Source organism: Alkalihalobacillus sp. CinArs1, from assembly GCF_947387515.1.
Taxonomy (GTDB): domain Bacteria; phylum Bacillota; class Bacilli; order Bacillales; family Guptibacillaceae; genus Guptibacillus.
Map to the genome: position 1 here is coordinate 531,900 of NZ_CANDOB010000001.1, position 17,315 is coordinate 549,214.

19 protein-coding genes and 2 other annotated features are annotated in these 17,315 nt (G+C 41.6%); of the genes, 6 read left to right on the forward strand and 13 right to left on the reverse strand.

The features are described 5' to 3' along the window. Nucleotides 1–61: 61 nt before the first annotated feature. On the reverse strand, nt 62–604 hold the full coding sequence (locus PFZ69_RS02910) for a CvpA family protein (RefSeq protein ID WP_270179523.1): 543 nt from the start codon (nt 602–604) through the stop codon (nt 62–64). 6 nt (nt 605–610) lie between these two features. After that, nucleotides 611–871 (reverse strand): cell division protein ZapA, encoded by a 261-nt coding sequence (gene zapA / locus PFZ69_RS02915; RefSeq protein WP_270179524.1) that lies wholly within the window; start codon nt 869–871, stop codon nt 611–613. A gap of 144 nt (nt 872–1,015) precedes the next feature. On the opposite strand from zapA, the gene rnhC reads away from it, so the two are divergent. Next, the gene (gene rnhC / locus PFZ69_RS02920) at nt 1,016–1,963 is read left to right on the forward strand and encodes a ribonuclease HIII (RefSeq protein WP_270179525.1); all 948 of its coding nucleotides are present in this window, start codon (nt 1,016–1,018) and stop codon (nt 1,961–1,963) included. Between the two features lie 123 nt (nt 1,964–2,086). Next, nucleotides 2,087–2,461, forward strand: coding sequence for a cytochrome-c oxidase (locus tag PFZ69_RS02925; protein WP_270179526.1), 375 nt, complete (start codon nt 2,087–2,089; stop codon nt 2,459–2,461). 62 nt (nt 2,462–2,523) lie between these two features. Here PFZ69_RS02925 and pheT read toward each other — a convergent pair whose 3' ends face one another. The 3 genes from pheT to PFZ69_RS02940 all read right to left on the reverse strand — a co-directional run bounded on the left by pheT (nt 2,524) and on the right by PFZ69_RS02940 (nt 7,117). Then, nucleotides 2,524–4,935, reverse strand: coding sequence for a phenylalanine--tRNA ligase subunit beta (gene pheT, locus PFZ69_RS02930; protein WP_270179527.1), 2,412 nt, complete (start codon nt 4,933–4,935; stop codon nt 2,524–2,526). Nucleotides 4,936–4,953: 18 nt separating this feature from the next. Next, nucleotides 4,954–5,988 carry a phenylalanine--tRNA ligase subunit alpha gene (gene pheS / locus PFZ69_RS02935; RefSeq protein WP_270179528.1) on the reverse strand — a complete coding sequence of 345 codons (1,035 nt, stop codon included), beginning with the start codon at nt 5,986–5,988 and terminating at the stop codon, nt 4,954–4,956. Between the two features lie 107 nt (nt 5,989–6,095). Beyond that, nucleotides 6,096–6,313 (reverse strand) — a binding site (T-box leader). Between the two features lie 54 nt (nt 6,314–6,367). Next, nucleotides 6,368–7,117, reverse strand: a complete 750-nt coding sequence (locus PFZ69_RS02940; protein ID WP_442865081.1) for a TrmH family RNA methyltransferase — start codon at nt 7,115–7,117, stop codon at nt 6,368–6,370. Between the two features lie 140 nt (nt 7,118–7,257). On the opposite strand from PFZ69_RS02940, the gene sspI reads away from it, so the two are divergent. Then, a complete protein-coding gene (sspI, locus tag PFZ69_RS02945) occupies nt 7,258–7,464 on the forward strand; it encodes a small acid-soluble spore protein SspI (protein ID WP_270179530.1) in 207 nt (68 codons plus the stop codon). A gap of 262 nt (nt 7,465–7,726) precedes the next feature. Here sspI and PFZ69_RS02950 read toward each other — a convergent pair whose 3' ends face one another. Both PFZ69_RS02950 and PFZ69_RS02955 read right to left on the reverse strand, forming a co-directional pair. After that, complete coding sequence (locus tag PFZ69_RS02950) at nt 7,727–8,812, reverse strand: M42 family metallopeptidase (RefSeq protein ID WP_270179531.1); 1,086 nt, start codon at nt 8,810–8,812, stop codon at nt 7,727–7,729. A gap of 82 nt (nt 8,813–8,894) precedes the next feature. Next, complete coding sequence (locus PFZ69_RS02955; RefSeq protein ID WP_270179532.1) at nt 8,895–9,383, reverse strand: dUTP diphosphatase; 489 nt, start codon at nt 9,381–9,383, stop codon at nt 8,895–8,897. A 98-nt stretch (nt 9,384–9,481) separates the two neighbouring features. On the opposite strand from PFZ69_RS02955, the gene PFZ69_RS02960 reads away from it, so the two are divergent. Next, nucleotides 9,482–9,877 (forward strand): sigma-w pathway protein ysdB, encoded by a 396-nt coding sequence (locus PFZ69_RS02960; RefSeq protein WP_270179533.1) that lies wholly within the window; start codon nt 9,482–9,484, stop codon nt 9,875–9,877. A gap of 37 nt (nt 9,878–9,914) precedes the next feature. Here PFZ69_RS02960 and PFZ69_RS02965 read toward each other — a convergent pair whose 3' ends face one another. Continuing rightward, complete coding sequence (locus PFZ69_RS02965; protein WP_270179534.1) at nt 9,915–10,487, reverse strand: TVP38/TMEM64 family protein; 573 nt, start codon at nt 10,485–10,487, stop codon at nt 9,915–9,917. Nucleotides 10,488–10,630: 143 nt separating this feature from the next. Here PFZ69_RS02965 and PFZ69_RS02970 point away from each other — a divergent pair, with 143 nt between their 5' ends. Beyond that, nucleotides 10,631–11,953 (forward strand): cytochrome ubiquinol oxidase subunit I, encoded by a 1,323-nt coding sequence (locus tag PFZ69_RS02970; RefSeq protein WP_270179535.1) that lies wholly within the window; start codon nt 10,631–10,633, stop codon nt 11,951–11,953. 16 nt (nt 11,954–11,969) lie between these two features. Continuing rightward, a complete protein-coding gene (locus tag PFZ69_RS02975) occupies nt 11,970–13,007 on the forward strand; it encodes a cytochrome d ubiquinol oxidase subunit II (RefSeq protein ID WP_270180602.1) in 1,038 nt (345 codons plus the stop codon). An 18-nt stretch (nt 13,008–13,025) separates the two neighbouring features. Here the strand turns inward: PFZ69_RS02975 and PFZ69_RS02980 are convergent, their stop codons facing one another. The 5 genes from PFZ69_RS02980 to thrS all read right to left on the reverse strand — a co-directional run bounded on the left by PFZ69_RS02980 (nt 13,026) and on the right by thrS (nt 17,284). Next, a complete protein-coding gene (locus PFZ69_RS02980) occupies nt 13,026–13,295 on the reverse strand; it encodes a DUF1294 domain-containing protein (RefSeq protein ID WP_270179536.1) in 270 nt (89 codons plus the stop codon). Nucleotides 13,296–13,352: 57 nt separating this feature from the next. Next, on the reverse strand, nt 13,353–13,709 hold the full coding sequence (gene rplT, locus PFZ69_RS02985; protein WP_270179537.1) for a 50S ribosomal protein L20: 357 nt from the start codon (nt 13,707–13,709) through the stop codon (nt 13,353–13,355). Nucleotides 13,710–13,751: 42 nt separating this feature from the next. Continuing rightward, nucleotides 13,752–13,952: a 50S ribosomal protein L35 gene (rpmI, locus tag PFZ69_RS02990; RefSeq protein ID WP_224878695.1), complete on the reverse strand. Its 201-nt coding sequence runs from the start codon at nt 13,950–13,952 to the stop codon at nt 13,752–13,754. 22 nt (nt 13,953–13,974) lie between these two features. Beyond that, nucleotides 13,975–14,478: a translation initiation factor IF-3 gene (gene infC / locus PFZ69_RS02995; protein WP_270179538.1), complete on the reverse strand. Its 504-nt coding sequence runs from the start codon at nt 14,476–14,478 to the stop codon at nt 13,975–13,977. An 88-nt stretch (nt 14,479–14,566) separates the two neighbouring features. Beyond that, nucleotides 14,567–14,691: a sequence feature (ribosomal protein L20 leader region), on the reverse strand. Between the two features lie 655 nt (nt 14,692–15,346). Continuing rightward, nucleotides 15,347–17,284 carry a threonine--tRNA ligase gene (thrS, locus tag PFZ69_RS03000; protein WP_270179539.1) on the reverse strand — a complete coding sequence of 646 codons (1,938 nt, stop codon included), beginning with the start codon at nt 17,282–17,284 and terminating at the stop codon, nt 15,347–15,349. Between the last annotated feature and the right edge of the window lie 31 nt (nt 17,285–17,315).

The window sequence follows — 17,315 nt, forward strand, 5'->3', positions numbered from 1 at the left end:
TAACCAAAGGTTTTTTCTCATTTCATTCTATCACAAACAAATAACCCTTCATGCTGAAGGGTTATGCGACGTGTGTGCTCCATAAATCTTTAATTTGCTCTGTTAACACTGGTGTATGCTTCACGATGCTCTCAGCGATCACCGAATCTGAAATTGCTGTTTGTACAGTTTCATTTGGGAAAAGAGCTGCAAGAAAAAGGAAGAGAAATACAACGATATAGACTTCCACAAATCCAAGCAAACCTCCTAGCCAGCCATTAACTGTTTTTAATATTGGAAGTTCAGCCAGGAAGTCCAGCATCGATCCAATAATTTGCATCACGATTTTGGTAGCAAAGAACAAGAGCGCGAAAGCTATTCCACTGTAATATGTAGCTTCCAAATTTATTGCGTCGAACACCATTGCTGAAGCAGACGCTTCGCCGCCTAGTGATGGATAAGGTATCCAGAGCTTAAGATGAGGTGCAAGGTCACGGAAGTATGCATACGCAACGATAAACGATACAATAAAACCAGTTAAGTGGACCACTTGTAGGATCAATCCTCTACGCAAGCCAACTAAAAATCCACTCACTAGTATTATCAAAAGAATTAGATCAACCATCTTACGTTATTCCTCTTCTCTAAGTTTTTTCTTCAAATCTTCAAGTTCCTTTTTAATCATCACATATTCGTTAACTATATTTACTGCAGTCAATACCGCTAGTCGTTTTGTATCGAGATAGGGATTCATGCCCTTTATTTCACGCATCTTCTCATCGACTATAGTAGAGACTTCTTGAATATGTTGATGACTTTTATCGCCAACTATTTTATATTGTTCACCATAGATATCCACTGTAGTGCGAACTTTATCATGACTATCTGTCACCAAATAAGCCTCCTATCATGAGAAAGAATCCTAACTTGTATCATATCACGAAAATAAGTTGTTGAAAAATAAATTGGATAATTCTTGTTGTAGGTACAGTCTGCTATAATAGGTTGCAGTATAGCTAGAAAAGGGAGTTTTTATATGTCACAGGTAGTAATAACTGTATTACCATCCATTATGACGGAAATGAAAAATAAATACAACAGCATGTTAACCGATAAACAACCGCCAGGAAGCGTTTTTGTAGCTAAGTTGCCTTCCTGTACTATTACAGCATACCGATCAGGTAAAGTTCTGTTTCAAGGTGCGGGGGCTGAAACAGAAGCAAAACCATGGCAGTCTGCAGACGCTCCTTCACCTAAGAAGAAATCAGCTAAGAAAGTCTGTGACCATCAATACGCACCACCCTCTACCATCTCATCGTTATCTGCGATCGGAAGTGATGAAGTTGGCACAGGAGATTTCTTTGGACCGATGACGGTCGTGGCAGCATTTGTAGATAAAAAGCAAATGCCTCTATTAAAAGAATTAGGGGTACGAGACTCAAAAGGAATGAAAGATCCAGAGATTATCGAAATTGCTAAAAATCTGATTAAGACGATTCCATATAGCCTGCTTATTCTCCCTAATGAAAAATACAATGCAATGCAGAGAAAAGGGATGAACCAGGGTAAAATGAAGGCTTTACTACATAATCAAGCCATTCAAAACGTTCAGAAAAAAGTCCCTTCATATGATGCGATTCTCGTCGATCAATTTGCTAAACCAGAAGTATACTTCAATTACTTAAAAGGACAGCCTACGATCGTTAAAGATTCGGTATATTTTGCCACAAAAGCCGAAGAACTTCATCTAGCGGTTGCGGCAGCATCGATCATAGCAAGGTACTCCTTCGTTATGGAAATGAATCGCCTTGGCAAAGAAAACAATGTGGAACTTCCAAAAGGAGCTGGTCCAGTCGTGGATCAGGCAGCAGCGAAATTAATTCAAAAGCACGGTGAAGATGTTCTAAATAAAGTTGCAAAAGTACATTTCGCTAATAGTCAGAAAGCTATAAAGCTAGTTGAAAAGGCAAAGAGATCTAAATAAGACAAAAGAGCTGAAATCTATTTTCAGCTCTTTTTTTATTCTATCTACAGTATCCACAGAGATGTAATACCCATCTCATTTTACAATATACTGGAAGTAGTGCAAAAAAGACTGGAGGAGGATATGATGGGAATTACGTTCATTAAATTAGCAGCTGTGTACCTATTGATCGGTGTTGGGATAGGGATATTTATGGAGATGGCACATGACCATACCCTAGCAGGTTTACATGCGCATGTTAATTTAGTTGGTTGGGCAACAATGGCTGCCTTCGGCTTGATCTACCACCAATTCGATATTTCCAACAACCTTATGGCAAAGCTTCATTTTTGGCTGTTCAACCTATCCCTTCCTTTATTCATGCTAGGTCTTGGTTTCCTGCTCTATGGAAACGATTCTCTAATCCTACTCGTTATGATCGGGAGCTTTGTTTTGTTTCTATCGATCGTCTTTTTTGTAATCAATGTTCTTAAAAACCTTAAAGCATCTTCTACCTGATACCATGAAAAGGGCTGTCGAGAATTACTCGACAGCCCTTGAGTTTAAAAGAGATGAAGTATTTAGCTACGTAACGCCGCTCCAAACTGCTCTTCGACAGCTTGTAGTACGCGATCGTGTGCACTCTTCACTTCTTCTTCAGTTAGCGTTTGTTCTGGGTTGTAGTATCTTAATGAGAAGGCAAGCGACTTCTTACCTTCCTCTAAATGCTCACCTTGATACACATCGAATAAATTGATATCGACTAGCTTGCTTCCACCAGCGCCTTGAATAACATTTTTTACTTCGGACGCTTCGAGCATCTCATCAACAACTAATGCAACATCACGTGTTACCGATGGAAAACGAGGAAGTTTCGCGTATTTAAGATGCTCCACGTTTGCAGTTAACATCTTCTCAAGGTTTACTTCAAACACAAACGTTTCTTTCAAATCTAGTTCCTTTTCAACTTCTGGATGAAGTTGACCAAGATAGCCGATTGCCTCACCGTCGAGATGAACAGCTGCCGTTCTTCCAGGATGTAGCTTAGGCTCTTGAGCACGAACAAAAGAAAGACGATCTTGAAGTCCGAGGTCAACCGCTAGTTCTTCCACTACTCCTTTCATTACAAAGAAGTCCGCAGGCTTTTTCTCTTTCTGCCAAGGATGCTCTTGCCATAAACCAGTCATTACCCCCGCAAGATGTTCTTCCTCTTTCGGAAGCTCTGATCCTGATGGTAAGAAGACTGATGCCGTTTCATATAGTGCAATATTCTCAAGCTGGCGATTGATATTATATTGAGCAGCTTCAAGAAGATGTGGTAATAAGCTCGTTCTTAGCTCACTACGCTCCTCACTCATTGGCATAGCTAAACGAATTGCTTCAGGTGATTCGTCTGAGAAGAAAACACGTTTTGCTGGAGATGTTAAGGAATAGGTTACTGCTTGATAAAGTCCAGCTCCTTCAAGCATGCGACGAACACGACGTCTTTTTACTTGATAATCCGTTAACTGTCCAGGTGTGCTTTCTGTAATTGGAAGGGTAGCTGGTACATTGTCATACCCATATAAACGACCAACTTCCTCGATCAAGTCTTCCGTAATCGTAATATCTGGACGACGTGGAGGAACTTGAACGGTAAACGTTCCACCGAAATTTTTATAAGAAAATTGCAGGCGATCGAAAATAGCCGCAACTTCTGATTCCGAAATCTCAGTCCCTAATACTTGATTGATTCTAGCTACTTCAACACTTACATCTTTCGCTTCAACGTGACGAGCTCCTTGCTCAGCAACACCTCTTAAAACCGTTCCGCCTGCAAGGTCCTGTATTAGCTGTGCTGCTCGTTCGCTTGCTGGAACAACGCGATTGCGGTCGATGCCTTTTTCAAAACGAGAACTTGAATCACTCCGCAACCCTAGATCTTTTGAAGACTTACGTACGAGCTTGCTATTAAAATAAGCAGCCTCAAGCAAAACAGTCGTAGTATCTCCTTGAACTTCAGAATCAGCTCCGCCCATCACACCTGCAACTGCTACAGGAGTATGACCGTTCGTAATAACGAGATGATCACTCGATAACGTCCGCTCTGTATCATCGAGCGTTACGATTTTCTCTTCTTGTTTCGCACGTCGAATCATGACTTCTTTTGATCCAAAACGGTCATAGTCAAAAGCATGAAGCGGTTGACCATACTCGAGTAATACGAAGTTTGTGATATCCACCACATTGTTGATCGGTCTGATTCCAGCAGAAACAAGTCTGTTTACAAGCCACTGCGGGGAAGGTTGTACGGTAACATCTTTGATGATCGTCGCGCCATAGTATGGAGCGTCCTCTTCATCTTCAATCCGGACTGACACATGATTCTCAGCACTTTCTTCTGAACGAACAAGTTCAGGTGATGGCAGTGAGATCGGACGGTTCAATACTGCGCCTACTTCATACGCTACACCGATCATATTCATTGCGTCTGCACGGTTTGGCGTTAATCCTAGCTCAAGGATCGTGTCGTTAAGGTTTAAGTATTCTAGAGCATCTTCACCAGGTGTTACCTCGTCACTGAATACAAAGATTCCTTCAGCATATTCTTTTTGAACGAGCTTACTTTCTACACCAAGTTCCTGTAGAGAGCAGATCATTCCGTGCGAAGGTTCTCCACGAAGTTTCGCCTTTTTGATTTTGAAGTTTCCTGGGAGAACAGCCCCCACTTTTGCGACAGCAACATACTGATCTTTCGCCACATTTGGTGCACCACAAATAATTTGGACAGGCTCTTCTTCTCCGATATCCACTTTACAAACAGAAAGTTTATCGGCATCAGGATGTGAAGCGCACTCAAGTACATGACCGATCACTACGCCTTTGATCCCTTTGTTCAAACTTTCAACTGTTTCAACTTCAATACCGCCTTTGGTAATCAGTTCAGCTAATTCATCAGCTGAATATCCTTCAATGTCTACATACTGACTTAGCCAATTTAATGATACGAGCATTGTTTCTCCTCCTTACGCTTATATATGATTGAACTGCTTGATAAATCTGCTGTCATTTGTATAGAAGTGACGAATGTCATCGATGCCATATTTGAGCATTGCAATTCTTTCAGGCCCCATACCAAAAGCAAAGCCGGTCACTTTCTCAGGGTCGAATCCAGACATACGGAGCACATTTGGATGTACCATTCCGCCACCTAAAATTTCAATCCATCCAGTCCCCTTACAAACTGAACATCCGCTTCCACCACAGTTGAAGCATGAAATATCCATCTCTACAGATGGTTCAGTGAACGGGAAGAAGCTCGGACGCAGACGAATTTCTCTTTCTTCACCAAACATCTTTTTAGCAAAAGCTTGAAGTACCCCTTTAAGGTCACTCATGCGAACGTCTTCCCCGACCATAAGTCCTTCGATTTGCATGAATTGATGAGAGTGAGTCGCATCATCCGTGTCTCGTCGATAAACTTTACCTGGAACGATAATTTTTACCGGTCCTTCTCCGTTTAACTTCTCCATTGTTCTTGCCTGCATCGGTGAAGTATGCGTACGAAGTAACGTTTCTTCTGTCACATAGAAAGAGTCTTGCATGTCACGAGCTGGGTGATCTTTAGGCAAGTTCAACGCTTCAAAGTTATAATAATCTGTTTCCACTTCAGGACCTTCTGCAATAGAGAAGCCCATACCGAGGAAGAGATCCTCAATCTCCTCGATCACTCTCGTTAACGGGTGATGGTTTCCTTTATTGACAGGACGACCTGGTAATGTAATATCGATGGTCTCTTGCTTTAACTTTTCCTCAACAGCTGCTTTTTCCATCACCTGTGTTTTCTCATCAAGTTTTTCAGAGATCGCTGCGCGAATTTCGTTAGCCAGCTGTCCCATCTTCGGACGTTCTTCAGCAGAAAGTTTTCCCATACCTCTTAAAATTTCTGTGATCGGTCCTTTTTTTCCAAGGTATGCTACACGAATATCTTGCAATTCCTTCATTGAAGAAGCAGATTCAATTTGAGACAATGCTTCTTCTTTAAGTGTTTGTAACCGTTCTTCCATCATTTTTACCTCCATTTCAATCTTTGTAAAAAATACCCACTTCAGTTTGTACAACACAATTGTGACAACCTTACTCGTTTAAAAAACAAAAAAATCCTCGCCCCACGGAAAGGGGCGAAGATTTGAGTTCGCGGTACCACCCTAATTCACTGATATGTAACATCAGCCTTGGTAAACGATAACGGTTCATAACCGGTCCGCTTTTGGGTATCAAGCGGCAACTCCAGAGTGAATTCAAAAGCGTTCCTATAGAAATGCTCTCAGTCAAGGCATTTCCTCCCTTAATAGGAAGAGGCAATTTACTACTCTCTATCATTGTTTTTAATATAATGAAGTTCTTTATAATTATAGAAAAAAAACGCTCAGTCTGCAAGCATGATTATGAAGGCATCAACCCGTACATAAGGATTCCGGCAGCAACAGCTACATTCAATGATTCAGCCCCACCGTAGATCGGAATATACACCTTGTCATGAGCAAGTTCTTGGAGTTCTTTTGAAACGCCGTTCGCTTCATTCCCCATAATCACAGCAAACTGCTCTGGACCCTGTAACTGATGATAAGGAGTTCCACCGCTAACTTCCGTTGCGTAAACCGAAACACCAGCATCCTTTAAGTCTTTCACGGCGTGGCGCAGATCTACTTTTTTTATAGGGATGTGAAAAAGCGATCCTTGAGTAGAACGCAGTACCTTACTGTTATAAAGGTCCACTGTTCCATGACCAAGCAACACACCATCATATCCTGCGCTATGTGCTGTACGAATGATCGTACCTAAATTACCTGGATCTTGAATTGCATCTAAGAGAATAAACTTTCCGGTTTCTGCTAAACTTGATTCAGACATTTTACAAACAGCCAAAATGCCCTGTGGTGTTTCAGTTGCAGTTAATTCTTTCATCACTTTATCAGTAACAGTATAGACGGCTGGTCGATCTTTAAACAGATCAATCTCGAAATCAGTGCTTTCTGAAATTATGATTTCTTGCACGAGCGCATTTGCTCTCGCTGCTTCTTCGATAATATGAGGTCCCTCGATTAGAAACGAAGATGCTTTCTCTCGTCCTTTTTTCGTCTGTAGCTTTTTCCAGTCTTTCACTTTTTGATTTTTCACAGATTCAATAAGCATAGTGCTCTCCTTCATTTTTCAATGATTCCATTATAGACGCAAGATCGAGAAGATTCCAATACAATTCATGAAATTCCATTCTTTCGTTCATACTAAGATTGCTTGGTATACAAGCGAAAGAGAAAGGTGAGGTGGAAAGCATGGACCTTAACTTAAGAAAAGCCATCCTTGCTAACGTATCTGGTAACAATGAGGATCAGATAGAGGCAACGATTCTCGATGCGATCCAAAGCGGTGAAGAAAAAATGTTACCAGGTCTTGGTGTCCTTTTCGAAGTCCTTTGGAAAGAAGCCCCTGAAGACGAGCGTCAGCAAATGCTCTCTTACATGGCTCAAGGCGTACAATAAGCAAAATCCGGTGGCAAAAGCCACCGGATTTTGTGTTAGAAATGAAAAGCGGAAGGGGGCCGTCTAAATCCGCAGGGCGTTGGAGCCTTTGTGAATGAGACGATTTTTGTCTCAATCACAAAGGTGAAACGACCGGAGGATTTGGCCCGCTGTAGCTAGACATCGAAAAGCGGAGGGACCGTTTAGGCTCGACAAGCGCTGGAAGCTTTTATTTTACAAGCGCTCCAATGATTCCGTGTCTAAACGCGAAACTCCGCTTTTCTTAATTAAACGTAATTTCCTTCACCTTTTCATCATCTAATTTCTTAATGACTTCTACGATGAGGTTTACAGCGTTTTCGAAGTCGTCGCGGTGCAGGATTGCTGCGTGCGTGTGGATGTAGCGTGTTGCGATGGTGATGGAAAGTGCTGGTACACCGTTCGCAGTAAGGTGAATTTTACCAGAGTCCGTTCCTCCACCTGCAATTGCATCGAATTGGTAAGGAATGTTGTTCTCGTCAGCAGTATCGGTTACGAAGTCACGAAGTCCTTTGTGACCAACCATAGATGCATCATACATGATGATTTGAGGACCTTTACCCATCTTCGACTGAGCATCTTTGTCTGATACCCCAGGTGTATCTCCGGCAATTCCTACATCAACAGCAAAACCGATATCAGGCTTGATCATGTTTGCTGCAGTTGTTGCTCCGCGGAGCCCAACTTCTTCTTGAACTGTTCCAACACCGTATACCGTGTTTGGATGATCTTCTCCTTTTAGTTTACGAAGCACCTCTATTGCAATGGCACAGCCAATACGGTTGTCCCAAGCTTTTGCCATCAGCATCTTTTCGTTGTTCATCACTGTGAATTCACAAACAGGGACGACAGAATCTCCAGGTTTAACCCCCCACTCCATCGCTTCTTCTTTGCTTGATGCGCCGATATCGATGAACATGTCTTTTTTGTCGATCGATTTCTTACGCTGTTCTGCCGGAAGAATGTGAGGTGGCTTTGAACCGATAACACCCATGATGTTACCTTTTCTTGTCATAACATTTACGCGCTGTGCAAGCATAACTTGCTCCCACCAGCCTCCAACTGTTTGGAACCATAGGAAACCTTTATCATCGATACGAGTCACCATGAACCCTATCTCATCAAGGTGACCAGCTACCATAATTTTAGGACCTTGCGCACTTCCCTTTTTCATTGCGATCAAGCTGCCGAGGTTATCGGTCATCATTTCATCAGCAAGTGGCTCAATATGTTTTCTCATAACGTCACGAGGTTCACGTTCGTTACCGGGTACGCCATTCGCATCAGTTAATTCTTTCAGCATCTGCAACGTTTCGTCTAGCTTCGTCATATGTAGTTCCTCCTTATATGTATCCATTCATTGTTCATTATAACGTTTTTAGAAATGTTACACAATTGAGAACGCTTTAGTTCTAATAGCCTTCATTTTGTCTTTGGTGGTTTATTTCGTTTTTCTTCAGGTAAGCATCTTCCATTTCACTAACACTTAAATCGAGTGTAGCCCCAAGCTGTAAATATTTTTCAAACAACTTTTTAAAATACTCCTCGGTTTGATTTTGCCCAAGAGCATCGATCGCATGATATACTTTTTGAAACGCATCAACAGGAGAACCGCTAGAATCGAGCTGTTCATAATTTGTAATGTCGGAGATGCCAAGTTCAAGACCTAACGATAGTATAAAGTGAATACCGTCTACATATTCCTCTACTATCACATCTCTAGGAGCAGGCGATTTCGTACTCCAATACTTGAAACACCTCGTTTCATTAGCAAGCTCTCCCACTTCTACTTGTAAAGCGAGTAGCTTTCTATGAAACAATAGGTCATTCTGTAGCTGATGTTCTTCTATGATTCGTTCGTCCAATGCTTTTTGAAGTTCAAACAAACGTTTAACGTTCAATCTCATCGTCCTCTCGTTAAATTAATTATTTTTTTGAAACCTTTCTTTATCATAAACGTAAACAGTAGTGAAGCATAGTGAAAACGAGGTGCTGCCAAATGATTATTGTTCTGTTTCGATTAGTTATTCTTGCTGCAATGGTACTTATCGCGTACTCAGTTATCCGTTTTTTAGCCGACCCTAAAAGAAAACTTGAAAAAGCCTACGATCATAAACAATACTATTTTTTAGATGACACGTCGAACGTACGAAAGAATTTTCTCGTCACGTACAAAGGAGCCCTGTTTGAAGGAGAGAAGTACCTTGGTACGACCGATAACTCCTTCGATATCATTACCATTTCTGTGAGCGTTAAGAATGCTTCTGAGTTATATTTGCTAGAGAAAGAAGATTTTTATTTCCTGGAAAAAGAAATGGACTTGCGGTATCCATGTGCTGAAATCGAATGGAAAAGTCCAGTTAAAGAGTTTCTTCGTCATAGAGAAAATTCATAATAAAAGACGACCTTGCCGCGTGGCAAGGTCGTCTTTTTTATCGAACAGGCTGAAAAAATTCATCCCACTTCATGATCCATTCTCGTCTTCTTAATAAGTGAAATAAAATAACCAATCCCATCATGATCAAAACAATCAACATGGGTTCTAACCCTTTGATTGCTGTTCCAAAAAATGAGTACATCAAAGCGAGCGGGATATTTGTAAGAAAAGATGATCGTAAATATTCCTTAAAATTTCTTGAAACTTCGATCAAGCAAAGTGAAATGAAATGAAAGTGCACAAATGGTATTAACCTTAAAATTGCGATTTGTCCAACCGACATGGGCATCCTTTTTTTCATCCATTTTTTCTTTAATGTAGTGACCTTATTAAATAACAAAGGAGAGCGCTTGATCAAAAAATAAAACACAATGCTTACGACCGTAATTCCTATAACGGAATAGATTGTTCCATATACTGCGCCAAACAATACTCCCCCTGCCATACAAATGACACTGACGGGCACAAAGATAAACTGACGTAAGAAGTGCAATACAATAAAATAGAGCGGGGCATAGACTCCACTGTTAGAAACAACTTCGATGAGAGGCAGGACAAGCTCATTCATGATGTTCCCCCCTTCTCCTTTACGTTTATGACATGAGACGAGCAGTTATGTCAAAACCTGCGGTTAGGTGAAAGAATATTTTTTTGGAAATAGGTGGACAATAAGTGAGCATTTCACCAATACGGTATGAGGAGGCTGTTTAAATGGATGAGCTTGTAATAGCCCGTTCACTTTTTGGAATGACGATGGGCGTACATATTATCTATGCCACCTTAGGTGTAGGTCTACCGCTGATGGTTCTTGTAGCTGAGCTGATGTACCAAAAGACCAAAGACAAAGATTACGCTATTATGGCAACACGTTGGACAAAGGGGTTTGCAGTTCTTCTTGGAGTCGCCATTCCGACTGGAACAATTGCAGGGGTCCAACTTTCCCTCCTATGGCCTGGATTCATGGAAGCCGTCGGCCGTGTCATCGCGCTTCCGTTCCAAATTGAAATCTATGCTTTCTTTCTAGAAGCTCTGTTTATGTCAATCTATGTTTACGCTGCTGATCGACTATCTCCTCTTATGAGAATCGTAAGCGTAACGCTAGTTGCTATTGGCGCAAGTGCTTCTGCCATTCTGATTACGAATGTTCATGCTTTCGAAGGCACTCCAGCTGGTTTCGATTTCATAGATGGCAAATTCGTTAATGTAGATCCATGGGAAGCTTTTTTCAACCCTTCGTTCATCGTAACGGCTGGTCATGTTACTGTTTCAGCATTGATGACCGGTGCATTCGTTATCGCTTCAATTGCGGCCTACAAAATGATTCGTCTCAAAGGGAATTCAAGAGAATATAAATTTCACCATAAAGCATTGATGATGGGGTTAGCGATCGGAGGAATCTTCTCGCTATTAACATCGCTCAATGGACATGAATCAGCCCAGCAGCTGCATGCATATCAACCTGAAAAGCTTGCAGCAGCAGAAGGGCTTTTCGAAACACAAACGCATGCACCGCTAGCAATTGGTGGTTTTACAGATAAAGAGGAACGTGAAGTAAAGTGGGCGATCGAAATACCATGGGCTTTAAGTTATCTAGCAGATGACTCTTTTGAAACGGAAGTTCTAGGACTTGAAGAGTTTCCTGAAGATGAATGGCCTCCTCTTTTCGTTCACACGTTATTTAACGCGATGGTCGGGATTGGCTCACTGCTAATCTTACTCTCGATCGCCGGATTCACTTGGTATAGACTGCTCAAAAAACGAAGCTTCCCACGTTGGCTTATGTGGGCCTTTATCGCAGCTGGTCCCCTGGCCATGACGGCAATTGAATTCGGGTGGATCTTTGCATGTACTGGTAGACAGCCATGGGTTATTTACCGTGTTATGAAAACAGAAGATGCTGTAACGACCTCTGGCAATATCGGACTCTTATTTGTGCTATTTTTAATCATCTATATCATTCTAATGATTTCTACGGTTCTAGTCTTACGTTATTACTTCAAAAAGAACCCGGTAGCACAAGAGCTAGATCACTAATTAAAAATGAGGTGTTATTGACATGTCAGAGGCACTATATGCCATCACACTAATATGGGGGATTGTTTTTATTTACGCGGTTATGGCAACGATTGACTTCGGGGCAGGCTTTTGGGCAATGGTCTATCTAAACAAGAAAAATACGAAAGCTACCTCCATTGCAAACAGATACTTATCTCCTTCATGGGAAGTAACAAACGTATTTATTGTTGCAATTGTCGTTGCGCTGTTCAGCTTTTTTCCAGGTGCTACGTTCACACTCGGAACGGTTTTACTCATACCAGGAAGCCTCATCATTCTTTTCCTTGCAATACGAAGTGCCTTTCTTGTTTTTTCACACTCGGCAAATGAGCAGTACAAAAAATTCTTAACTCTCGTTTCAGGAATTACAGGCTTTCTCATTCCTGCTCTATTGATAGCAGTATTACCCATCACACAAGGAGGATTTATCACACCATCGGATGGGGCTGGTCGTCTTGATATGATCGCACTCTTTTCTAGTTTTAACGTTTATGCGTTTATGGGTTTCGCCATCTCTAGCACATTGTTTCTATCTTCTCTGTTGTTAGCGGACTACTCAAACGTTGCTGGGGATTCAGAAGCATATGAAATCTATAGAAGAGACGCGATCCTAGTAGGTCCTCTCTCCCTTGCGATGGCTGCTCTCATCGTGCTGACGATCCGGTTTGAAGCGAACTGGCTTTATGAGAACTTATTAGAATTCACCCCTTGGTTAGTAGGATCGATCATCACGTTTTTTATTGGATACATCGCCTTGTTTATTCCTAGAAAAAACGGAAAAGGCATCCCACGTTTGGCAATGGTAAGCGTCGTTATTCAATATCTACTTGCTAGCTATGCGTATGGATCAGCACACTTGCCTTACATTGTCTATCCAGATGTGACGATCGAAACAGGTTTTACAAACCCTGCAACATTTCGTGCGTTAATTATCACCTACATCGTTGCATTCTTCATATTGACTCCTGGTTTTATCTATTTCTGGCGCCTCTTTCTAAAAGATAAACGGTATTTAAAACAGAACGAATCTTGAGTATGTGCTAGTAATGCTTCATTTGATTAAGTAAAAAATTCCTGCAACGCACGCAACGTTTAGAATGACTGCTAGTGGCAGTCCATACTGAAACGAAGCGTGCTTTGTTTTATGTCTGAATTGCTTCATTCCGAGATAACCGCCGATCGCTCCTCCTAGTATGTACGAAGTCCATAATGTTTTCTCAGATATACGCGACTTACGTTTTCTGGCCTTACGTTTATCGACTCCCATCAACAGGTAACTACACACATTTATGCACACGAGGTAAAGCACTATAGCTGTCATCAATTCATTCTCCTTATATAAAAAGCCACCCTCATATCATGAGGGTGGCTTATCTAATTACTTCAAGTTTTCTTTTGCTTTAGATGCAAGTTGTGCGAATGCTTTTTCGTCACTGATAGCAAGCTCAGCAAGCATTTTACGGTTTACTTCGATTCCAGCAGTCTTAAGACCGAACATTAGACGGCTGTAAGAAAGTCCGTTCATGCGAGCAGCAGCGTTGATACGAGTGATCCAAAGCTTACGGAAGTCACGCTTTTTCTGACGACGGTCACGATAAGCGTACATGTTTGATTTCATAACTTGCTGATTAGCAACTTTGAAAAGTAAAGACTTAGATCCGAAATATCCTTTTGCAAGTTTTAACGTTCTTTTACGTCTGCGACGTGTTACGTAGCCACCTTTTACTCTTGGCATACTAAACCCCTCCTAATTGTGTATCAATGTATGATTTTACGATTACTTTTTGTTGTAGATTAGCGCTTTGATACGCTTGAAGTCACCAGCAGACACTAGAGAAGCTTTACGAAGTTTACGCTTCTGCTTTTGAGTCTTATGACCGAACATATGGCTAGTGAAAGCACGGCTGCGCTTAAGTTTACCTGATCCAGTTTTCTTGAAACGCTTTGATGCTCCACTGTGAGATTTCATTTTTGGCATGAGAGAGTTCCTCCTTAAAGAATTACTTTTCGCTGACTGGTGCTAAGATAAGGAACATGCTGCGTCCTTCCATTTTTGGTTTGGACTCAACCGTTGCAATATCTTTGCAATCTTCTGCAAGGCGCTCAAGCACCTTTTTACCGATATCAGAATGCGTGATCATACGACCGCGGAAACGGATCGATGCCTTCACTTTATCGCCTTTATCAAGAAACTTACGAGCATTACGAAGTTTCGTATTGAAGTCATGCTCCTCGATATTCGGGCTCAAGCGAACTTCTTTAACGGTAATAACTTTTTGTTTCTTACGCGCTTCTTTTTCCTTCTTTTGCTGCTCATAGCGAAACTTTCCGTAGTCCATAATACGACATACTGGAGGTTTTGCATTTGGAGCAACCATAACCAGGTCAAGATTTGCGTTTCGAGCCATATCTAATGCCTCATTTTTTGATTTCACACCAATTTGGTTTCCGTCTGCACCAACGAGACGTACTTCCCGGGCACGAATGCCCTCATTGACGTTCATGTCTCTACTAATAATCAGCCACCTCCATGGTTAATTGTTCGATGTGATCATCTAACAAGATGTCCTTAAATTATTTATCCGGTTCAAAGCATTAAAAAAAGCGTCGGCGCATACGACACCCACACATTCTCTACATAGTACATAAACAATGATACCTGCAAACTGCCATAACGGCGTCAATCAGGTGAGAAGCGGGCGCTTCTGCTTGCTTTGTTTCCGATATTTAATTTACCTAAGACAGTATACCATGCTGTTTCAAACTATGTCAAGGCGACATGAAAGAATTCATTTGAAGCGCACTTGATTATCATATCTGATTTTCCTGACGCTGACAAGTGTTTTTTATAAAATTGTTGAGCAATTACTCAATCGCCTTTTCGATCTTAACATAAAAAGCTGGCATAAGACATCTGTTGAAAAGATCTTAAGAACTATCCGCTAATGTGATAGTGGTGATTTGCGCTCCAGGATGCTCGCTTTCCGCGGGGCGGGCGGTGAGCTTCCTCGTCGCTTACGCTCGTGTGGGATCTTCACCTGTCCCGCAGGAGTCGAGCACCCTTCCGCTCCAATCCACTTTATTTGAAGTCTTAATCAAAGAATAAACCATTCAAATTGATAGCAAAAAATTGTTAGTATTATAGGTCGGAAAGTTTAATTTTGATTTATGGCGTTTTAGTAGGAGGGAATACCTCGTGACTCCCGTGGTCCAACGGGCGTTCGAGACTCGGAGCGGACCGATTTTGTCCGATTTGAGGCTCGGGCGTTCGTCCACAGGAAAGCAAGAGGTATTCAAGCTCCTACGGGATCGGGACCACACGATCTATGTTTATCCACAAACAGAAAAAGCCGGCATTAAGCCGGCTTCTCATTACTTTTTATTCTTGATTTCATTTTCAATGTTAGCAGTAAAGTCACTAAGAGCAACTGTCTCAGAATCTTGCTGACCATAGCGGCGCACGTTAACTGCGTCCCCTTCGACTTCCTTATCACCTACAACTAGCATGTAAGGAATCTTTTGCATCTGAGCTTCGCGAATCTTGTAACCGATCTTCTCATTTCGCTCATCCACTTCCACGCGAATGCCTTCACGTTGAAGCTTCTCTTGAACTTTCTTCGCATAATCAAGATGAACTTCAGAAACTGGAATGATTTCTGCCTGTACAGGTGCTAACCAAGTAGGGAATGCTCCTTTGTATTCTTCAATTAAGAATGCAACAAAGCGTTCCATAGTGGAAACGACACCACGGTGAATAACAACTGGGCGGTGCTGGCCACCATCTTCACCGATGTAAGATAGGTCAAAGCGCTCAGGAAGATGGAAGTCAAGCTGAACAGTCGATAATGTTTCATCTTTACCAAGGGCAGTTTTCACCTGCACATCTAGCTTCGGACCGTAGAATGCAGCTTCGCCTTCTGCTTCTACATATTCTACATCAAGGTCATCCATTGCTTCTTTCAGCATCGCCTGTGCTTTATCCCACATCTCATCATTATCAACGTATTTCTTCTTATCTTCTGGATCTCGATAAGAAAGACGGAAATAGTAGTCATTGATCTGGAAGTCTTCGTAAACTTCTTGTACGAGCTTAACGACGCGGATGAATTCTTCCTTAATTTGATCCGGGCGGCAGAAGATATGTGCATCATTCAATGTCATCGAGCGTACACGTTGAAGACCCGCAAGTGCTCCAGACATTTCATAACGATGCATTGTACCAAGTTCAGCCACACGATAAGGTAAGCCACGGTAGCTCTTCAAATCGTTTTTGTAAATCATCATGTGGTGAGGGCAGTTCATCGGACGAAGAACTAGCTCCTCAGTTTCATCCATTTTCATCGCTGGGTACATATCTTCTTGATAATGATCCCAGTGTCCACTTGTTTTATACAGTTCAACGTTGGCAAGGTGTGGTGTATAAACGTGGTTGTACCCTAAGCGCTCTTCTAGATCTACGATGTATCTTTCAATTGTACGACGAATTGTAGCACCCCTAGGAAGCCAGATCGGAAGACCTTGTCCTACTTCTTGAGAAATTGTAAAGAGCTTCAATTCTTTTCCTAGTTTACGGTGATCACGCTCTTTTGCTTCTTCTAACAACTGTAGGTATTCTTCAACCTGTGATTGTTTTGGAAAAGCTGTACCATAGATACGCTGAAGCATCTGGTTATCACTATCGCCTCTCCAATAAGCTCCTGCAATCGAAAGCAACTTAAAGGCTTTGATCTTACTAGTTGAAGGTACGTGTGGTCCACGGCAAAGATCAAAGAACTCACCTTGCTCATAGATCGTAACGTCCTCATCAGCAGGAATAGCCTCTAATAGCTCAAGCTTCAGGTCATCTCCGATTTCTTCATACATCTTTTTAGCTTCGTCACGAGAGACTACCTTACGTTTCACTTCAAGGTTTTCGTTGACGATCTTCTTCATTTCCTTTTCAATCTTCGGAAGATCTTCTGGTGTAATGGAAACAGGACAATCGATATCGTAATAAAAACCGCTGTCAATAACAGGACCTACACCAAGCTTTACATCTTTAAAAAGACGTTTGATCGCTTGTGCCATTAAATGAGCTGTACTGTGGCGAAGAACTCCTAACCCATCTTCACTTTCAGGAGTTACGATTTCAATCGCTCCATCTTCCTCAATTTCGCGTCGTAAATCAATTGTTTCACCGTTTAGTTTACCTGCCACGGCTTTCTTTTTTAGACCCGGACTAATTGAGCTTGCAATTTCTTCTGTTGTCGTACCTTTATTAAACTCCTTAACAGAACCATCAGGAAATGTAATATTTACTAATTCAGCCATGTTCCTCACTCCTTTTTTTATGCATATAAAA